The organism is Nocardioides sp. (assembly GCF_047602075.1).
Taxonomy (GTDB): Bacteria; Actinomycetota; Actinomycetes; order Propionibacteriales; family Nocardioidaceae; genus Nocardioides.
The window spans coordinates 1456137-1473180 of sequence record NZ_JASGIF010000001.1; the positions used below are offsets into that span (position 1 = coordinate 1456137).

A 17044-nucleotide genomic window follows, 5' to 3' on the forward strand; every position below is an offset into this window, starting at 1 on the left:
GGCTGGTTTGCCGCACGGGAACCAGCCAATCGGGACCGTACTACCCGAAACTGCTGTGGACAACGACCTCAGAAGAGGGCGGAGGCGAGGTTCTGTCGGCCCTTGAGGACTCGGGGGTCGTCGTTGCCGACGGCGGCGAAGAGCTCGAGAAGGTGCTGGCGAGCGGTGTCGCGGTCGTCGCCGACGGTGCGGCGGACCACGTCGACCAAGCGGGCGAAGGCGTCCTCCACATGGCCGCCGACCAGGTCGAGGTCGGCCACCAGCATCTGAGCGGCCACGTCGTCGGGGCGGTCGGCGGCGGCAGCGCGCGCCGCGGTGGCGTCCACGTCGAGCGTGCGCTTGAGCAGGGTGGCCATCGCGAGCCCGGCAGCGGCCTCGGTGTCGGCGGGGTTTGCGTCGACCAGCTTCTGATACTCGGCGACCGCGCCGTCGATGTCGTTGGCGGCGAGCGCGTCCTCGGCCGCGGCGTACCGCGGATCGGCCACCGGCTCCTCCCCCTCCGCAGCGGCGACCGTGCGGGGTTGGTGGCGACCGGTGACACCCTGGGCGGTGAGGGACTGGAGCACCTGGGTCAGCGCGGTCCGCAGCTGATCGATCGGGATCGCGTCCTGCAGCAGCGGCATCGGCCGCCCCTCGAGCACCACGACCACGAGCGGCACCGACGGGATCTGCATCGCCTGCGCGATGGCGGGGCTCTGGTCGACATCGACCAGGCCGGCCAGGAAGCGACCCTCGAACTCGCCCGACAAGGTCGCGGCGTCGTCCGCGAGCTGGCCGCTCTGCGGCGCCCTGCTCCGGGAGTAGAACACCAACACGACGGGAGCCGTCATCGACGACTCGAGGACCGACTGGAAGTTCTCCTCGGTCAGTTGCACGGCGTACGCCGACCCTGCAGGAGCACCACCAGCGCCTGCAGAAGGGGTCTGTTGCAGGCCGGAGAGGTCGATGGCGCCGGGACGGCTGAAGGGCTGCTCGCTCACGTGGACAAATGATAGAGGTCGAGGCGACGAGGTCTACGCCAGGCCGAGGGCCGCGGCCTCCTCCCAGAGCTCCTCGCGCACCCGGGGGTGGGCTGCATCGCGGATCAGGTGGCGGGCCTGGGCCTGTTGGTCGTAGCCGAAGACCTCGGCCACTCCCTGTTCAGTGATCACCGCGGTCGGCTGGAAGGAGGTCACCGGCTCGTCCACCAGCGGCACGATCGTGGAGACGTCCGCCTTAGGGTGCCAAGAGCGCAGCGCCAGGATCGACTGGCCGCCCTGACTGTGCAGGGCGCCGACGATGAAGTCGGTCTGCCCGCCGAAGCCGGAGTGGATCCGAGCGTTGATCCGCGACGCGTTGGCCTGACCGAACAGGTCGACCTGGAGCGCGGTGTTGACGCTGACCATCGCCGGGTTGCGCGCGATCCGGGCCGGGTCGTTGGTGACCTCGGTGCGCACCATCTCGATGCGGTCGTTGTCGTGGACCCACTCCATCAGGTCGGGCGACCCGAACAGGAAGGACGCGCTGATCGGCACCGTGCGGTCCAGGGCTCCGGCCCGCTCCAGCGCGAGGACGCTGTCGCTGAACATCTCCGTCCAGACCCGCAGCCCGCGCCTGGTGGTGAGCCCGTGCAGCGCCGCGTCAGGCACCGCGCCGATCCCGGCCTGCAGGGTGGCCCCGTCGGCGACCCGGGCAGCGACCATCGACCCGATCAGCGCGGACTCCTCGTCGACCGCGCCCGCCGGCGCGGTCGGCAACTCGATGTCTGCCTCGAGCATCACGTCGACGATGTCCTCGGAGATGATCGCGTCGCCGAAGGTCCAGGGCATGTTGCGGTTCACCTGCGCGACCACCAGGCCGCCGCGGCGGCGCACCGCCTCGAGGGCGGCAGGCAGGATGTTGACCTCGGTCCCGAGCGACAGCTTGCCGTCCCGGGGCCTGGTGGTGTGCAGGACGACGACGTCGGGCGGCTGCGGGCCGCCGAACAGCGACGGCACCAACGACAGTCGGCAGGGTGTATAGCTGAGCCGGCTGCTCCGACGCATGCCTGGCCCGACGAACGCGGTCTCCAAGATCACTCCGTCGCGATCGGGCACGCCGCGCTGGGCGTTGAGGAGCCAGAGACGGTACGCCGGCACGGCCTCGTCCAGCAGTCCGAGCGTGTGCCATGGGCTGACATGGTTGCCCGTCGCGACGATCCGCGGCTCCTCGGGCAGGTCACGCAGGCGCTGGCGAAGCCGTTCTTCCGCGTCGGTCATGCTCCCACCCAACCACCGGTTCGGGGCGGGCAGTCAACGGGGTGTGTGAAGCGTCTCCTGCACCACACTGTCGGCCGCAGAGTAGGGGTCGAGCACGCCCGAGGCGACCTCGGCGGCGAGCTTCTCGAGGCCGACCGGGTCGCCCGGCGCGCTCCACCGCTCCCGCAGCGTGGCCACGGCGAGCGCGGTCACCTCCTCGCGAGCGCGTCGAGCACGACGCCGGTCCAGCTCGCCGTGCGCCACCTGCCAGGCGTGATGCGCGTCCAGCTCGGCAACGACCTCGGCCAACCCCTCACCGCGAAGACCGACGGTGCTGAGCACCGGCGGCACCCAACGGTTCTCCTCACGAGGCGCGAGCCGCACCATCGAACGCAGATCGCGGACCACCTTGCGGGCGCCCTCTCGATCGGCCTTGTTGACCACGAAGACGTCACCGATCTCGAGGATCCCGGCCTTGGCCGCCTGGATGCCGTCGCCCATCCCCGGCGCGAGCAGCACCACGGTGGTGTCCGCCAGGCCCGCGATCTCGACCTCGCTCTGGCCGACGCCCACCGTCTCGACCAGGATCACCTCGCAACCGGCGGCGTCGAGCACTCGGATGGCCTGCGGCGTGGCCCAGGACAACCCACCGAGATGGCCGCGCGAGGCCATCGATCGGATGTAGACCTCCGGGTCCAGCGCATGCTCCTGCATCCGGATCCGGTCCCCGAGCAGCGCACCACCGGAGAACGGCGACGAGGGGTCCACGGCGAGCACTCCGACTCGCCGCCCCTCCCGACGCAGCTCGCCGACCAGAGCCGAGGTGACCGTGGACTTGCCGACCCCGGGCGCGCCGGTGATGCCCACCACGCGGGCACGACCGACGTACGGCGTCAACCGGGCCATCACCTCTCGCAGCAGCGGTGAGGCGTCCTCGACCAGCGAGATCAGCCGGGCCACCGCCCGCGCATCGCCGACCCGGGCCCGCGCGACGAGGTTGTCCAGATCCACAGCTAGTCCGCTGGAGAGCGAGTCTGTCGGGCGGCCCGTCAGGGCACCCGCACGATCAGGGCGTCACCCTGACCACCGCCACCGCACAACGCCGCGGCGCCGACTCCTCCGCCGCGTCGCTTGAGCTCCAACGCCAGGTGCAGCACGATGCGCGCGCCGGACATGCCGACCGGGTGGCCCAGCGCGATCGCGCCTCCGTTGACGTTCACCTTGTCGTCGTCGATGCCGAGGTCGCGGGCCGACTCGATGCCGACTGCGGCGAACGCCTCGTTCAGCTCGAACAGGTCGATGTCCTCGATCGCGATGCCCTCCTTGGCGGCCGCCGCGCGGATCGCCCGGGCAGGTTGCATCTGAAGGGTGGAGTCCGGACCGGCCACCTGGCCGGAGGCGCCGATCTCGGCGAGCCAGGTCAGCCCGAGCTCCTCCGCCTTGGCCTTGCTCATCACCACCACCGCGGCCGCGCCGTCGGAGATCTGCGAGGCGGACCCAGCGGTGATGGTGCCGTCCTTGCTGAAGGCCGGCCGCAGCCCGCCGAGGGACTCCGCCGTGGTGTCCCCGCGGACACCCTCGTCGGTGGAGACGACCACCTCGCCACGGCGGGACTTGATCACCACCGGCACGACCTCGTCATCGAAGACGCCGTTCTTCCAGGCCTCTGCGGCGCGCTGATGCGACCGTGCCGAGAACGCGTCCTGCTCCTCACGGGTCAGCTGAGCGCCAGCCGCGTTGCAGGCCTCTGTCAGCGAGCCCATGGCCTGGTCGGTGAACTGGTCGTAGAGGGCGTCGTAGGCCATCGAGTCGACCAGCGTGGTGTCGCCGTACTTGAACCCCTCCCGGGACTTCGGCAGCAGGTGCGGCGCCCGGGTCATCGACTCCATGCCGCCCGCAACGATGATCTCGTGCTCGCCCGCACGGATCAGCTGGTCGGCCATCGCGATGGCGTTGATGCCCGAGAGACAGACCTTGTTGATCGTGATCGACGGCACCGTCATCGGGATGCCCGCCTTGACCGCTGCCTGGCGCGCGGTGATCTGGCCGGCACCAGCCTGGATGACCTGGCCCATGATCACGTACTCCACCTGCTCAGGGGCCACGCCGCTCTTCTCGAGCGCGGCCTTGATGGCCACGCCGCCCAGGTCGGCAGCGGTCTGGTCCTTCAGGCCACCCAGCAGACGCCCGATCGGGGTGCGAGCTCCCGCAACGATGACGGATCCGGACATGGTGGCCTCCAGCTAGATCGGAACGGGCCCAGGGACGATCCGGGCCGGCTGGAAAGGCTTCCTCCAGCTAGGCCGAGAGTACCCATCCGCCGATCCGGCGGCGAGAGCCCGCGAGGTCGTACTCATGAGGAACATGTCACAAGCGGTCGCCCGCTCCCCACGCGATCGGAGACGATGGAGCCATGACCTCAGTCCCTCTCGACATTCCGACGCCACTGTTCACCGCGATCGATCATGTGGGCATCGCCGTGCGGGATCTGGACGAGGCGATGGCCTTCTATCGAGACACCTATGGCATGAAGGTCGTCCACGAGGAGACCAACGAGGAGCAGGGTGTCCGCGAGGCGATGGTCGCGGTCGGTGACTCCGGGTCGTGCATCCAACTGCTCGCGCCGCTTTCGGAGAGCTCCGCGATCGCGAAGTTCCTGGAGCGGTCCGGACCCGGCATCCAGCAGATGGCGTTGCGGGTGACCGATGTGGCGGCCGTGGGCGAGGTGCTGCGCGAGCGCGGCATGCGGCTGTTGTACGACGCCCCGCGCCGTGGCACCGCGGACTCTCGGATCAACTTCATCCACCCCAAGGACGCCGGTGGTGTCCTCGTCGAACTCGTCGAGCCGGCCCCCTCCGCCTGAGCCCCGATCGCCCACCACACCACTGGAGATCTCGTGCAGCAGATCGTCGACGCCATCACCGCCGGGGACACCTCAGCCGAGGCCTTCGCGGCACTGGACCTGCCCGACCGTTACCGAGCCGTCACGGTCCACAAGGACGAGGTGGACATGTTCGCGGGCATGCCCAGCCGGGAGAAGGACCCCCGCAAGTCGCTTCACCTCGACGAGGTGCCGGTCCCCGAGCTCGGCCCCGGCGAGGCGCTGGTCGCGGTGATGGCGAGCGCGATCAACTACAACACGGTGTGGACCTCGATCTTCGAGCCGCTGCCGACCTTCGGCTTTCTCGAGCGCTATGGGAGGGTCTCGCCGCTGGCGAAGCGGCACGACCTGCCCTACCACATCGTCGGCTCCGACCTGGCCGGCGTCGTGCTCAAGACCGGGCCCGGAGTGCACCTCTGGAGGGCCGGCGACGAGGTGGTCGCGCACTGCCTGTCGGTGGAGCTGGAGTCCCCCGACGGCCACAACGACACCATGCTCGACCCCGAGCAGCGGATCTGGGGCTTCGAGACCAACTTCGGTGGTCTGGCCGAGATCGCCCTGGTCAAGTCCAACCAGCTGATGCCCAAGCCGGCGCACCTGACCTGGGAGGAGGCCGCGTCGCCCGGCCTGGTGAACTCCACCGCCTACCGCCAGCTGGTCTCTCGCAACGGCGCCGGCATGAAGCAGGGCGACTTCGTGCTGATCTGGGGTGCCTCGGGTGGGCTCGGCGGCTTCGCGACGCAGTACGCCGTCAACGGCGGCGCCATCCCCGTCTGCGTGGTCTCCAGCGAGGAGAAGGCCGAGATCTGCAAGTCGATGGGCGCGGACCTCATCATCAACCGCTCCACTGAGGGCTACCACTTCTGGAAGGACGAGCAGACCCAGGACCCTCGGGAGTGGCGCCGCTTCGGCGCCCGGATCCGCGAGCTCACCGGTGGCGACGACGTGGACATCGTCTTCGAGCACCCTGGCCGGGAGACCTTCGGAGCCTCTGTCTTCGCCGCGCGCAAGGGCGGCACGATCGTCACCTGCGCCTCGACCAGCGGCTTCATGCATGAGTACGACAACCGCTACCTGTGGATGAACCTCAAGCGGATCGTCGGTTCCCACTTCGCGAACTACCGCGAGTCGTGGGAGGCGAACCGGCTCATCTCGCGAGGGATGATCCACCCCACCCTGTCGCGCACCTATCCCTTGACCGAGACCGGTCAGGCCGCCCTCGACGTCCACCACAACACCCACCAGGGCAAGGTCGGCGTGCTCTGTCTCGCGCCCGAGGAGGGCCTCGGCGTGCGCGACCCCGAGAAGCGGGCCCGGCACCTCACCGCGATCAACCGGTTCCGCGGCGTCTGAGCCCACTGCCTCGCTCCCGGCGGGACGTCAACGCGTCGGACCCGGGGTGTTGCGGCATTGACTCATCCGCCACACTGGTACCCACGGATCGGGCCCATCTCTTCCCGCGGCCGATCTGCTGTCCACGGCCAGGAACAGGAGCCCACGCATGACCGACGAGGGTTTGTCCATCTTCTCCGACGTCGAGAGCGACACGGTCGACGAGGCCGCTGCCGAGGCGAGCGACGCCGCGGCGGAACCGGCCACCACAGCGAGCGGCGCGCCACGACCTGCGTCCACCGACGCCGCGCCGCCGACCACCGCAGGGTCCGCTGGCCCCACGCCCTCGGCTGCGCCCGCGCCGACCCCCACCGCTCCCCCAGCCCCCGCGGCCCAGCCCGCCTTCGACTCCGCGTCAGCCCTGGCCGGGCTGCCGCTGGTCCGCCGGGGTGGCTACGACAAGGACAGTGTGGACGCTCGCATCCGTCAGCTGGCCACGGATCGGGCTGGCCTGTCCGCCAGGGTGACCGAGCACGAGCAGACGATCAGGGGCCTGCAGGGCGAGCTTCGAGAGCCTGCGCGCCGAGCTCGCCGAGAACAAGACGCCCTCCTATGCCGGCCTGGGCGGCCGGGCCAGCGCCATGCTCCGCCTGGCCGAGGAGGAGGCCGCCGACATCAGGGCCGTGGCTCGCCGGGAGGCCGACGAGGCGCGCGAGCAGGCCGCCCGCGAGGCGAAGGCCATCCGGACCGACGCGATCCGCGAGGTCGAGGACATGAAGACCGTGCAGCTGAAGGAGATCGACGATCACCGACAGCGTGTCCTCGCCGACGCCGAGCAGGAGCGCACGATCGCGCGGGCGGAGGCCGACGATCTGCGCGCCGCAGCGCAGAACGAGGCCCAACAGCACAAGCTCGTCGCCGAGCAAGAGGCCACCGAGCTGCGCACCAACGCCAAGCGTGAGGCCGAGCAGCTCCGGGCTGGCGCCGATCGCGAGGTGCAAGAAGCACGTCGCACGCTCGCGGTCGAGAAGGAGCGACTCGCTCGCGAGGCGAGCGACCACCACACGGCCGCCGTCGCGGAGACCAAGCGCATCGTGGAGGAGTCCGAGCAGCGTGCGGTCACCGCCGAGCAGCGTGCCCGTGAGGTCACCCAGGCCGCGACCCAGCAACGGCAGTCGGCCCAGACCGAGGCCGAGTCCGTGGTCGCCAGGGCTCGGCGCGAGGCCGAGCAGATCGTGTCCGCGGCGCAGAGCCAAGCCGACTCCATCCGCGAGTCCAGCGAGACCGAGGCGGCCAAGAAGCTCACCCAGATGCAGACCGAGGTCGACCAGCTCACCCGACGGCGTGATGCCATCTCGGCGCAGTTGGCCTCCCTACGCGACGTCGTCTCCGGGTTCGGCGACCAGTCCGAGTGAGCGACTCGACCGAGTCGGGCGAGGCGGCCGAGTCCGCCACAGCGACCGGGCCCGCCGTACCAGGAGAAGCCGCCGAGCCGACCGACCCGGAGAGTCCCCTCGGCACGCCGGGCAAGCCGTTCGATCACCACTCGCCGTTCCTGTGGGGCCTCGCGGTCGGTGCCGGCGCGCTGGTGGCGTGGTGGCTCGGCGGACTGCTGCTGCAGATCGGCTCGGTGCTGCTCCTGATCGTGGTCTCGCTGTTCCTCGCCGTCGGTCTCAACCCGCTGGTCGAGTTGCTGATGCGACGCGGCCTGAAGCGCCCCTGGGCGGTCCTCGTGGTCACGCTCGGCGTGCTGGTAGCACTGGCCCTGTTCATCGTCGCCATCGCGCCGATCGTCAACGAGCAGGTCCAGGCGATCATCGACAAGGTCCCGCACTGGGTCGACGACCTGCAGCACAACCGGACCGTCGAGGATCTAGACCGGCAATACGACATCCTGGACAAGATCCAGGACTATCTCACCAGCGGGGACCTGGCTCAGAACGTCTTCGGCGGCGTGCTCGGCTTCGGGCTCGCGGTGGTGTCCTTTCTCGGCAACGTCTTCGTCGTCACCGTGCTCACGCTGTACTTCCTGGCCTCCCTGCCGAACGTCAAGAAGGGGCTCTACCGCCTCGCGCCCGCGTCGCGGCGGGAGCGGGTGAGCCTGCTGGGCGATCGGGTGCTGCGCAACATCGGCGGTTACGTGTCCGGTGCCTTCATCGTGGCCAGCTGTGCCGGAGTGTCGACGCTGGTGTTCTTGTTCGCCGTCGGCATGGGCGAGTACGCCGTCGCATTGGCGTTGGTCGTCGCCCTGCTCGACGTCATCCCGATGATCGGCGCGACCCTGGGCGCGGTGATCGTCAGCGCGATCGGCTTCGCCACCGACTTCCGCGTCGGCGTGTTCTGCGTGATCTTCTACATCGTCTATCAGCAGGTGGAGAACTACTTGATCTATCCCCGGGTGATGTCCCGGTCGGTCAACGTCCCGGGCGCTGTCACGGTCATCGCCGCCTTGGTCGGTGCCAGCCTGCTCGGTGTCATCGGGGCTCTGCTCGCCATCCCGGCCGCGGCCTCGATCCTTCTCCTGGTCGACGAGATCCTCATCCCCCGCCAGGACAGACGCTGAGCGAGACACCCTAGTCGGCGACGACCCGAGCCTCCCCGAGCTTGACCACCACCACGCCGGCCAGGATGAGCACGCCGCCGAGGAGCTGGACGGCAGCGGGCATCTGACCTAGGAGCAGCCAAGCGAAGAGCAGGGCGAAGAGCACCTCGAGCAGCGCCACGAAGGAGGCTAGCCGGGAGCCGAGTCGCCTGCTGGCCGCGACCCCACTCGCGTAGGGCACCGCGGCGGTGATCACGCCGAGGCCGAGCACGGAGACCCACCAGCCGACACGAACACCGGCGTACGTCGCCGACCCGGTGGTGAAGTCCATCGGCACCAGGCCGACCAGCCCGACGAGCCCCAGGACCAGGCCGCCGACCGCCAGACCACCACAGGCGAGGGCCAGCGGCGGCAGGCCATCGGCCTGGTGAGCACCGAGCACGAAGTAGGTCGCGGCACCGATCATCGCGCCCATCGCCCACAGCACACCGACCGTGTTGACCGACACCCCGCCCAGCAGGTTCAGCACCAGCAATAGGCCGACCGCGGCCACCGCAGCGCCGACGATGGTCAACCGACCAGGACGGATCCCGTGGCGCAGCCACAGCCAGGTGACCACGGCGACCGGGGCGGTGTACTCGAGAAGCAACGCCACGCCGACCTGCATCCGGTCGATCGCCTGGAAGAACGCAAACTGGGTGCCAGCCACCCCCAGCACGCCGAAGACGGTGATCATCGTCAGATTGCGGCGCACCAGCCACCACCGGCCGGCCAGGCTTCGCCACGCGGGGAGAGCCAGCGCCAGGGCACCGACGAAGACTCGGGCGAGGACTGCCGCGCCACTGGTCCAGCCGCTGTCGAGGAGGCCCTTCCCGAGGGTGCCTGCCAGGCCGAAGGACAACGCGGACAGGAGTGCGAACATGAGCCCGACGACGACCGGGGATCGATCCGACGCCCCGACGACTGTCTCGACGTCATCGGTCACCGCTGCCATGCCTCGCACACTAGTAGTCACCGGCGGAGGATCCCTAGCGGGTCTACTGGTGTGTACGGCACACCAGGCGTGTCGTACACACCAGTAGCCGTCGCCGGCTCAGCTCAGCGGGCCGGGCACCGGCACGTCGCGGTAGGCGTCCAGGTTGTGGGCGTTGTAGGCGGAGGTGTCGGCGGTCTCCATCGGCCCGTCCCAGGTCCGCGGCAACGGTACGACGACGGCGGGGTTCACCCGTCGCACGATCTCGTCGAGGACCCGCTCGGTGTCGCCCACCCACAGGTGCTTGGATCCGGCCATCGCGACGACCTCGGCCTGCGGCACCGCCGCGAAGCGCTCGGTCGCCTCCGGCGGCTGCAGGTAGTCGTCGTGCTCGGGCACCAGCGCGGTCACGGGCTTGCCGGACTCTGCCCAGCGTGCCAGGTCCTCCGGCCCGGAGTAGCGCAGCGGTGGCGAGAGCAGGATGGCGCCGGTCACGTGCGGGTCGAGGCCGTGCATCAGGGTCAGGTCGGTGCCGAACGACCAGCCGACCAGCCAGAGGTCGGGGAGGTCGTGGAACTCGGCATACTCGATCGCCGCCGCGACGTCGTACCGCTCCCCCGCCGCATTGTCGAACTCCCCCTGGCTGCGACCCTGCACGCTCCAGGTGCCTCGGGTGTTGAAGCGCAGCACGGCGAGGCCGGCCAGGGCGGGGAGTCGGAAGGCGGCCTTGCGGAAGACGTGGCTGTCCATCATGCCGCCGTGCGTCGGGAGCGGGTGCAGGCAGACCAGGGTGGCGACCGGCTCGCTATCCGCTGGCAACGCCAGCTCGCCGACCAGGTCGAGGCCGTCGGCGGTGTGCAGTGTGATCGGCTCGCGGCGGGCCGGGAGCACGGAGTTGGCCCGGATCTTGGCGGTCACGTTCGCCAGGCTACTGCGCTTCCGGGACAACGCGGCGGCGTGGCTCAGCAGTAGTCGTGGACCCCGTCGGGAGTCAGGTCGAGGTCGCGGAGCACGACAGCCAACCGGTCACCCCAGTGGCGGCAGGTGAAGCGGAAATCCTTGCGGCGATACTCGACCACCAGCACCTGGTCACCGTAGTCGTCGACGTAGGCTCGACATTCCCGCCACCGCCCGCACTCCTCGGCGATGGCGAAGTCGTAGCCGACCGTCGTCCCGTCCCAGCCGGCCCGGTTCTTCTGCGCCACCGCCAGACCGTTCCGATGCGCGGCGCGCACCAGCAGGCGGGCGTACTTCTTCGCGTGCCTGGCCTTCAGCAGGTGGTGGCTGCGGGTGAAGGAGTCGAGATTGTCGAACTCCACGCCCTGATACCCATCGTTGGCGCAGCCCTTGACCCATCGGCCCATGATCGCGGCCAACGCCTTGCGCTTGGCGGGGGTGCGGATGTCGAGCAGCCACTCGCCCCAGGCGTCGTCCTGCACTGGTCGACCGTGGTCACGCAGCAGCAGCCGCGGGTGGCGATGCCGCCAGAAGCGCTTCTCGTCGGGCTGGGTCTGGAAGCCGTTGACGTAGCAGATCGAGTAGGCGTGCTTCGCCGGTTTGGCCGACCGATCGCGGACCACGATGCCGACGTTGGCCGGGAGCGGCGCCTTGCCACCCAGCTGATAGTCGAAGTCGGTCCCCGTCGGCGGCAGCGTCGGGGCACTCGCCGTGGCCGGCGCGACTCCGGACAGCAACAGACCCATGACCACCGCGAGAACCGCCCACCCCGTGCGACGCATCGCCCCATCATGCCGGAGGCGAGCATGCCTCACCGGAAACGCGCCATCCCCCGCTCAAGCGCCTCGATCACCCAGGGCCGCAGGTCGGCGGGGGCGATGATCCGGTCCACCGAGCCGACCTGGAGGGCACGGTCGATGGTGTGGATGGAATCGAACTCGTCGGCGACCTCACCGAGCTTCTCCGAGCGCACCTCGGCGGTGATCTCCGCGATCCGAGCCCGGGCGCGAGCGACCTGCTTGTCGGTCGCCGACGCCGCCTCCTCCCGAGCGGCCATCACCCGGGGGTCGGCCTCGGTGCGCTGCTTGGTCTCGCGGGCGAAGACGGTGGCGGCGGCGGGGGCACCGCCGATCACCGAGGCATAGGAGCCCTCGACCGCGGCGATCTCCATGGACTCCGTCAGCGCCTTGGAGAACACCACGAACGCACCGCCGTGGTAGCGCGAGACCACCACGAAGACGATCGGTCCGTCGAAGTTGGTGACCGCGCGGCCGATCTCCGCGCCGTACTCCAGCTGCCAGTTGCGCATCGACTCCGGGGAGCCGTCGAAGCCGGAGAGGTTCGCGAGCACGACCAGCGGTCGGTTGCCGCTGCAGGCGTTGATCGCCCGTGCGGTCTTGCGCGAGGACTGCGGGAAGAGCGTGCCCGAGGTCCACGATGGCGGGCCGTACGACGGCACGAAGCCGCGCCGCGGGACGGTCCGGGACTCGAGCCCCAGCAGGCAGACGGGGATGCCGCCCACGGTGGCGTCCCACACGATCGAGGTGTCGCTGTCGGCCCACGCCTTCCACCGCTCGAGCGGCGCACAGTCGGCGTCGGCGACGGCCGCCATCACCGACCGCATGTCGAAGGGCATCTTGCGGTCGGGGTTGGTGTCGGCACCGAACACCTCGCCCACGGTCTCGAAGGACGAGCCCGGCACGGTGGCGTGCGGCGCCGTCCGCACGTCGCGGTCGAGTGGGTCCGCGGTCGGCCGCCGGCGGGGGAATCGCTCCCCCGGCACCACATAGGCATAGTCGTAGTGCTGAAGCAGCAGTGCGCAGGCATCGGCGAAGCTGGGCGCCCAGTACTGCCCTTGACCGTTGGGACCCATGATCCGGTCGTAGCCACCGATGCCGAAGTTGTCGTCCGCCGACACCGCACCGGAGAAGTCCAGCGCCTGCTTGCCGGTGAGCACCATCGCGCTGGCCGGCGTCATCACCAAGATGCCCTTGGTGTGCATCAGCATGGTCGCCTCGGCGTTCCAGTAGGGCTGGCCGCCGACGTTGATGCCAGTGACGATGATGTTGATCTCCCCGCCGGCCTGGGTGAACTCGATGATGCGCCGCAGCGTGAGCGCGATCCAGTCCATGTTCTCGGTGCCGGAGTCCATCGCGATGAGCGCGCCGGACGAGACGGCGTACCACTCGATCGGCAGCCGGTGCTCGGCGGCGTAGGCGAGCGCGGCGTTGATCAGCCGGCACTCCGGCTCGGCCAGGTTGCCCAGGCCCTGGGTCGGGTCGGACAGCAGTGCGACCCGAGTCATCCCCTCGGGGACCACGTCGGTGTAGTTGGTCAGCAGTCCCACGACCAGGTGCGCGGTGTTCTGTCCGGGCTCGCGGTCGACGCGCACCAGCGACTCGCCGTCCTCGGCGAGGTCGAGCTCGACGAAGTCGCCCGGCGGGAAGCCCGAGGCGGCGTCCGCGCCACCGGTGGTGAGCAGCCGGACGATCTCGTAGGGATAGGGCACACCGAACCGCTCCGAGGTGAGCACCTTCTGGGCGTACGGCGTGCGCGGCCGCACCGGGTTAGGCCCGGGATCACCGAGGCGGATCGTCATCAGCCCCTTGCCGATGCCCTCCAGATAGACCACCTTGTCGAGCAGACCGCCGTCGGCCTCGGGATCGGGGATCTGCACGTGCAGCACGAGCTTCTCCAGCCCGGCGCCGCGGGCGAGGCTCTCGTAGGACAGGGCTAGGTCGTTCCAGTCCTCGGGCGGGATGTCCCAGGTCGGCCGCACCGACAGCACCAGCCGGTTGGAGACGGGCCGCTCGCGTGGCTGGAACTGGGCCAGGGCGGCCCGCATCGCAGCCAACGCCTCCAGACCGATCCGGCCCAGAGCGGGGTACGACGTCTGTCCGGTGGCCGGATCCTCCACCCGCACCAGGTCTCGCACCTCGGCCAGCGCGAAGAGCCGGTGGTCGCGGGGGTTCTCCTTGGCCACGCCGTGGAAGAGATAGACATCCTCCGGCGAGGGCAGCCGGGTCAGGTCGAAGTTGGACAGCCGCCACAGGTCTAGGCGCTTGCCCAGCATCGGGTGCAGGTTGCGGTAGAGCAGGTCCTCCTCCAGCCGGCCGGCGTCGCCAGGGCGGAAGGTGAGGTGCTGCGTGCGCTCCCGCTCCGGACGGTCCCCCATCAGGCTGGTGATGGTCAGGTCGAGACGATGCAGGGGCCGTCCGAAGTCACAGTCGGCAAGGACCTGCTGGACGGTCTCGCTGAGCTCCTCAATGGGCGACCGCAACTCTTCTCGCCAACAGACCAGGTCCACCACGACCGCGTGGTCGGCGGGGACACTCGCGAGGTGCTCGGCGACCGCACGGGCCAGGGCCGGTAGGTCGTCGAGGGCGAGGTAGGAGGTGACCAGGTGGAACTGGCGGCCCTCGAAGCGATAGTCGGCGAAGCCGAGGAGTCGGCCGTCGACGGTCGCATGGTCCAGCTCGGTCAGGTCACGCAGGCGATAGAAGCGCTGGGTGTAGCTCTCCAGGATCGCCGATTGGAAGCCCTCGACGTCTGCGGCACTGCCACTCTCGAGCCAGGCCGCCAGCAGTTGGCCGCGGACCGGTTGTGGGCAGTTCACCAACTGGTCCACGTGCTCGGCGCGGTCGGCACGCGTCGGGTCCTCCCGGAGGGCGGCCAGATGGCGGGCCATCTCCTCGCGCACCTGGGCCTTGGAGGCGGACATCACCGGCTCGTCGAAGTACTGGAACTCGACATCTCGGGCAAGGTCGGCGACCTGTTGCTGACGACCCTGTGCCGCGGCGGCCAGTCGGCCGAGCCGCTCTCGCATGTCGGCGTCGGCCGAGTCCCGCAGGGTGGGCAGTGCAACCAGCCGACGCTGCAGCAGCGTCATCACGAACGGGGCGACGGCTGGGACCCGCTCGAAGGAGCAGAACATCCACAGCATCGCCTCTTCGAGTTCGTCGGTGTGCTCGAGCCCGTGCACGCCGTAGCGCTCCAGGGCGGCGAACAGGCGCTGCCGGTAGCGCTCCGGAAGCCCGGCCCGGTCGGCGTCCAGCCACTGCAGGAAGGCCAGGAGGTACTCCTGGGTGTTGCCGGCCAGCTCGCTTTCGGCGTAGCCGGGCTCGGCCTCGGTGCGCGGTCGATAGAGGCCACCCAGCTCGGCGAACAGGTCGACGAACGCGTCCTCCTCGGCCAGCAGCGCCGAGTCACCCGGGTCGCCGTCGGCCAAGGCCCTCTGATCGGCCGCCAACGTGCGCAGACCGGCGGGATCGAGGTCGTAGCCGAGCAGATAGTCGGTGAGTCGGCGATAGACGTCATGCGGTCCGCTCGCGCGGTCGCCACCGGTCGTGGCCAGCGAGTCGAGGCTCACCTCCGCCTCCCCGGCTGCGGCAGGGGCATCGGCTTCGGCGCGCAGCCGGAAGAGCGGTGCGTTGCGCTCGACCTGCGCGTTGGCGACCACGTCGACGCCGAGCACCTCCCCGGCGAAGGGCGCGGTGACGGTGGAGATCATCTTCATCGACTCCAACACGGCCACCGGCTCGCCCTCGGTCACCCGCTGACCCGGGGTGACCAGGATCTGCGACACCAGCGCCGGCCACGCTGCGCGCACGGGGGCACCGTCCACTCGGGTGACCAGGTGGGCGACGCCGTCGACCTCGACCCGGAAGATGCTGCCCTGCGCCACCGTCACGACCCGGTGTTTGCGGCCTCGACAGGTGATCCGGCGCTCGTAGGGACCGACCCGGTCCACTCGGGCGACGACCTCGCTGCCGTCGTGGATCCGATAGGCATCCGGTCCGATCCGGTCCACGCGCACCCGATGGTGGGCACCTCGGTACTCCAGATGCACCCGGGTGCCGACCGCCTCCGGGTTCTGCGGCCGGCCTCGCCGGGCCGAGCCGAGGAAGGCCGCTCGCACCAGCGACAGGTCGGCCTCGTAGGACTCGATCGCCGCCGCGATCAGGGCCATCGGGTCGGCTGCGGGCACCAGACCCCCGGCGGTCTGGAGGTCGGCGTACCACCCCAGGGTGACCGGCCCGGCGGCCAGCTCGGGTCGGGCCAGCAGCGCCAGCAACTCGGATCGGTTGCTGGTGCCGGGCTGGAGCACGACGACGGTGCGCTCCAGCGCGCGCCGGATCCGGCGGAACGCCTCGCTGCGATCGCGGCCCCAGGCACTCATTGTCGCGATCATCGGGTCCGTGACCGCGTCGACCAGGTCGCCGACGCGCAAGCTGGCGTCGACCCGCACGCCGGTCCCGACCGGCAGGTCGATGACCTCGACCCGGCCGCCGCTCGGGGCGTGGTCGGCATCGGGGTCGAGTGCGAGGAGGCGCACCTCGACGGCCCAGCCGTCGGCCGCGGGCGGCTCGGGGTCGAGCTGCTCCCCGGTGGCGACCCTGATCCGGAGTCCCATGAAGCTGGCTCCGGTGGCATCCTCGACCAGCGCATGCTCGGGGCGTGCGTAGGGATCGACCGAGGACAGCCAGCACTCCTGGTTGGCCTCGTCGACGCAGAACCTCACCACCACGGCGCCGACCAGACTCACCGACCCGGCGAGTGCCACCGCGGCAGACCTGACCTGTCGCACCAGGTCTCCGCTGAGGAAGGGTGGGGGCGACTCGGCCAGCAGCAGATGCCCGTCGTGGGCGACCGTGACCTCCCGCATCCCGTGCGCCCAGATCACGCCGTGGGAGTCCGCGAGCAGGTCGACCTCCATCAGCCGGAGGTCGGGAGTCGGCGCCTGCGGGCGACAGGTGACACCGACCTCCGCGGCGGCGGCCACCAGGAGCTCCGGCTCGGTGAGCGTGCGCAGCGTCGCGCTGGTGGGGCCGACGACGGCCAGCCCCGCCTCCTCGCAGGCAGCCACGACGTCCGCCGCGGGAATCTCACCCCACGGTCCCGGCCAGACCATGTCGGCCTCGGCGCCGCGCAGCGCGTCGATCAGGGTCTTCAGGTCGTGGCCGCCGGTCGCGACCTCCTCGTCGGCCTCACGGCCCCACCACGGTCTTCCGGGCTCGGCATGGACCAGCACGGTGGCCACCCGCGCGTCACCGCCGCGCTCGAGGTTGCCCACCGCAGCGATCACGCGGACGGCCGGCTCACCCGACTCGAGGACCGCGAGACGCCTGATCTCCACCATGCTC

Annotated in this window: 12 protein-coding genes; 4 read left to right on the forward strand and 8 right to left on the reverse strand. The window is 70.2% G+C overall.

Annotated features, from left to right (window positions below):
- Nucleotides 1-68: 68 nt before the first annotated feature.
- From QM714_RS07330 to QM714_RS07345, 4 genes are read right to left on the reverse strand one after another with little or no spacing between them, the layout of a single operon-like run.
- Nucleotides 69-980 carry a co-chaperone YbbN gene (locus QM714_RS07330; protein WP_415099034.1) on the reverse strand — a complete coding sequence of 304 codons (912 nt, stop codon included), beginning with the start codon at nucleotides 978-980 and terminating at the stop codon, nucleotides 69-71.
- A gap of 33 nt (nucleotides 981-1013) precedes the next feature.
- Nucleotides 1014-2237: an acetyl-CoA hydrolase/transferase family protein gene (locus QM714_RS07335; protein ID WP_415099036.1), complete on the reverse strand. Its 1224-nt coding sequence runs from the start codon at nucleotides 2235-2237 to the stop codon at nucleotides 1014-1016.
- Between the two features lie 33 nt (nucleotides 2238-2270).
- Nucleotides 2271-3221, reverse strand: a complete 951-nt coding sequence (meaB, locus tag QM714_RS07340) for a methylmalonyl Co-A mutase-associated GTPase MeaB (protein WP_415101011.1) — start codon at nucleotides 3219-3221, stop codon at nucleotides 2271-2273.
- Between the two features lie 44 nt (nucleotides 3222-3265).
- On the reverse strand, nucleotides 3266-4447 hold the full coding sequence (locus QM714_RS07345) for an acetyl-CoA C-acetyltransferase (RefSeq protein ID WP_415099038.1): 1182 nt from the start codon (nucleotides 4445-4447) through the stop codon (nucleotides 3266-3268).
- Between the two features lie 182 nt (nucleotides 4448-4629).
- Between QM714_RS07345 and mce the strand changes: the two genes are divergently transcribed.
- The 4 genes from mce to QM714_RS07365 all read left to right on the forward strand — a co-directional run bounded on the left by mce (nucleotide 4630) and on the right by QM714_RS07365 (nucleotide 8992).
- Complete coding sequence (gene mce / locus QM714_RS07350) at nucleotides 4630-5079, forward strand: methylmalonyl-CoA epimerase (RefSeq protein ID WP_415099040.1); 450 nt, start codon at nucleotides 4630-4632, stop codon at nucleotides 5077-5079.
- Between the two features lie 33 nt (nucleotides 5080-5112).
- Nucleotides 5113-6450 (forward strand): crotonyl-CoA carboxylase/reductase, encoded by a 1338-nt coding sequence (gene ccrA / locus QM714_RS07355; RefSeq protein WP_415099042.1) that lies wholly within the window; start codon nucleotides 5113-5115, stop codon nucleotides 6448-6450.
- A 620-nt stretch (nucleotides 6451-7070) separates the two neighbouring features.
- Nucleotides 7071-7844 carry a hypothetical protein gene (locus QM714_RS07360; protein WP_415099044.1) on the forward strand — a complete coding sequence of 258 codons (774 nt, stop codon included), beginning with the start codon at nucleotides 7071-7073 and terminating at the stop codon, nucleotides 7842-7844.
- A complete protein-coding gene (locus QM714_RS07365; protein WP_415099046.1) occupies nucleotides 7841-8992 on the forward strand; it encodes an AI-2E family transporter in 1152 nt (383 codons plus the stop codon). The genes QM714_RS07360 and QM714_RS07365 overlap by 4 nt, the downstream gene beginning before the upstream one ends.
- 10 nt (nucleotides 8993-9002) lie before the next feature.
- On the opposite strand, the gene QM714_RS07370 is transcribed toward QM714_RS07365, so the two are convergent.
- The 4 genes from QM714_RS07370 to QM714_RS07385 form a co-directional block, all read right to left on the reverse strand.
- Complete coding sequence (locus QM714_RS07370) at nucleotides 9003-9965, reverse strand: EamA family transporter (protein WP_415099048.1); 963 nt, start codon at nucleotides 9963-9965, stop codon at nucleotides 9003-9005.
- Nucleotides 9966-10064: 99 nt separating this feature from the next.
- Complete coding sequence (locus QM714_RS07375; protein WP_415099050.1) at nucleotides 10065-10862, reverse strand: alpha/beta hydrolase; 798 nt, start codon at nucleotides 10860-10862, stop codon at nucleotides 10065-10067.
- A gap of 44 nt (nucleotides 10863-10906) precedes the next feature.
- A complete protein-coding gene (locus tag QM714_RS07380; RefSeq protein WP_415099052.1) occupies nucleotides 10907-11683 on the reverse strand; it encodes an endo alpha-1,4 polygalactosaminidase in 777 nt (258 codons plus the stop codon).
- 29 nt (nucleotides 11684-11712) lie between these two features.
- Nucleotides 11713-17040, reverse strand: a complete 5328-nt coding sequence (locus tag QM714_RS07385) for a carboxyl transferase domain-containing protein (protein WP_415099054.1) — start codon at nucleotides 17038-17040, stop codon at nucleotides 11713-11715.
- Nucleotides 17041-17044 lie beyond the last annotated feature (4 nt).

What these genes read in the sequence shown, in the direction of transcription:
- QM714_RS07385 (WP_415099054.1), bottom strand. Translation starts at nt 17,040, where the DNA reads ATGGTGGAGATCAGGCGTCTCGCGGTCCTCGAGTCGGGTGAGCCGGCC.
- QM714_RS07335 (WP_415099036.1), bottom strand. Translation starts at nt 2,237, where the DNA reads ATGACCGACGCGGAAGAACGGCTTCGCCAGCGCCTGCGTGACCTGCCC.
- QM714_RS07345 (WP_415099038.1), bottom strand. Translation starts at nt 4,447, where the DNA reads ATGTCCGGATCCGTCATCGTTGCGGGAGCTCGCACCCCGATCGGGCGT.
- mce (WP_415099040.1), top strand. Translation starts at nt 4,630, where the DNA reads ATGACCTCAGTCCCTCTCGACATTCCGACGCCACTGTTCACCGCGATC.
- QM714_RS07380 (WP_415099052.1), bottom strand. Translation starts at nt 11,683, where the DNA reads ATGCGTCGCACGGGGTGGGCGGTTCTCGCGGTGGTCATGGGTCTGTTG.
- QM714_RS07370 (WP_415099048.1), bottom strand. Translation starts at nt 9,965, where the DNA reads ATGGCAGCGGTGACCGATGACGTCGAGACAGTCGTCGGGGCGTCGGAT.
- QM714_RS07360 (WP_415099044.1), top strand. Translation starts at nt 7,071, where the DNA reads ATGCTCCGCCTGGCCGAGGAGGAGGCCGCCGACATCAGGGCCGTGGCT.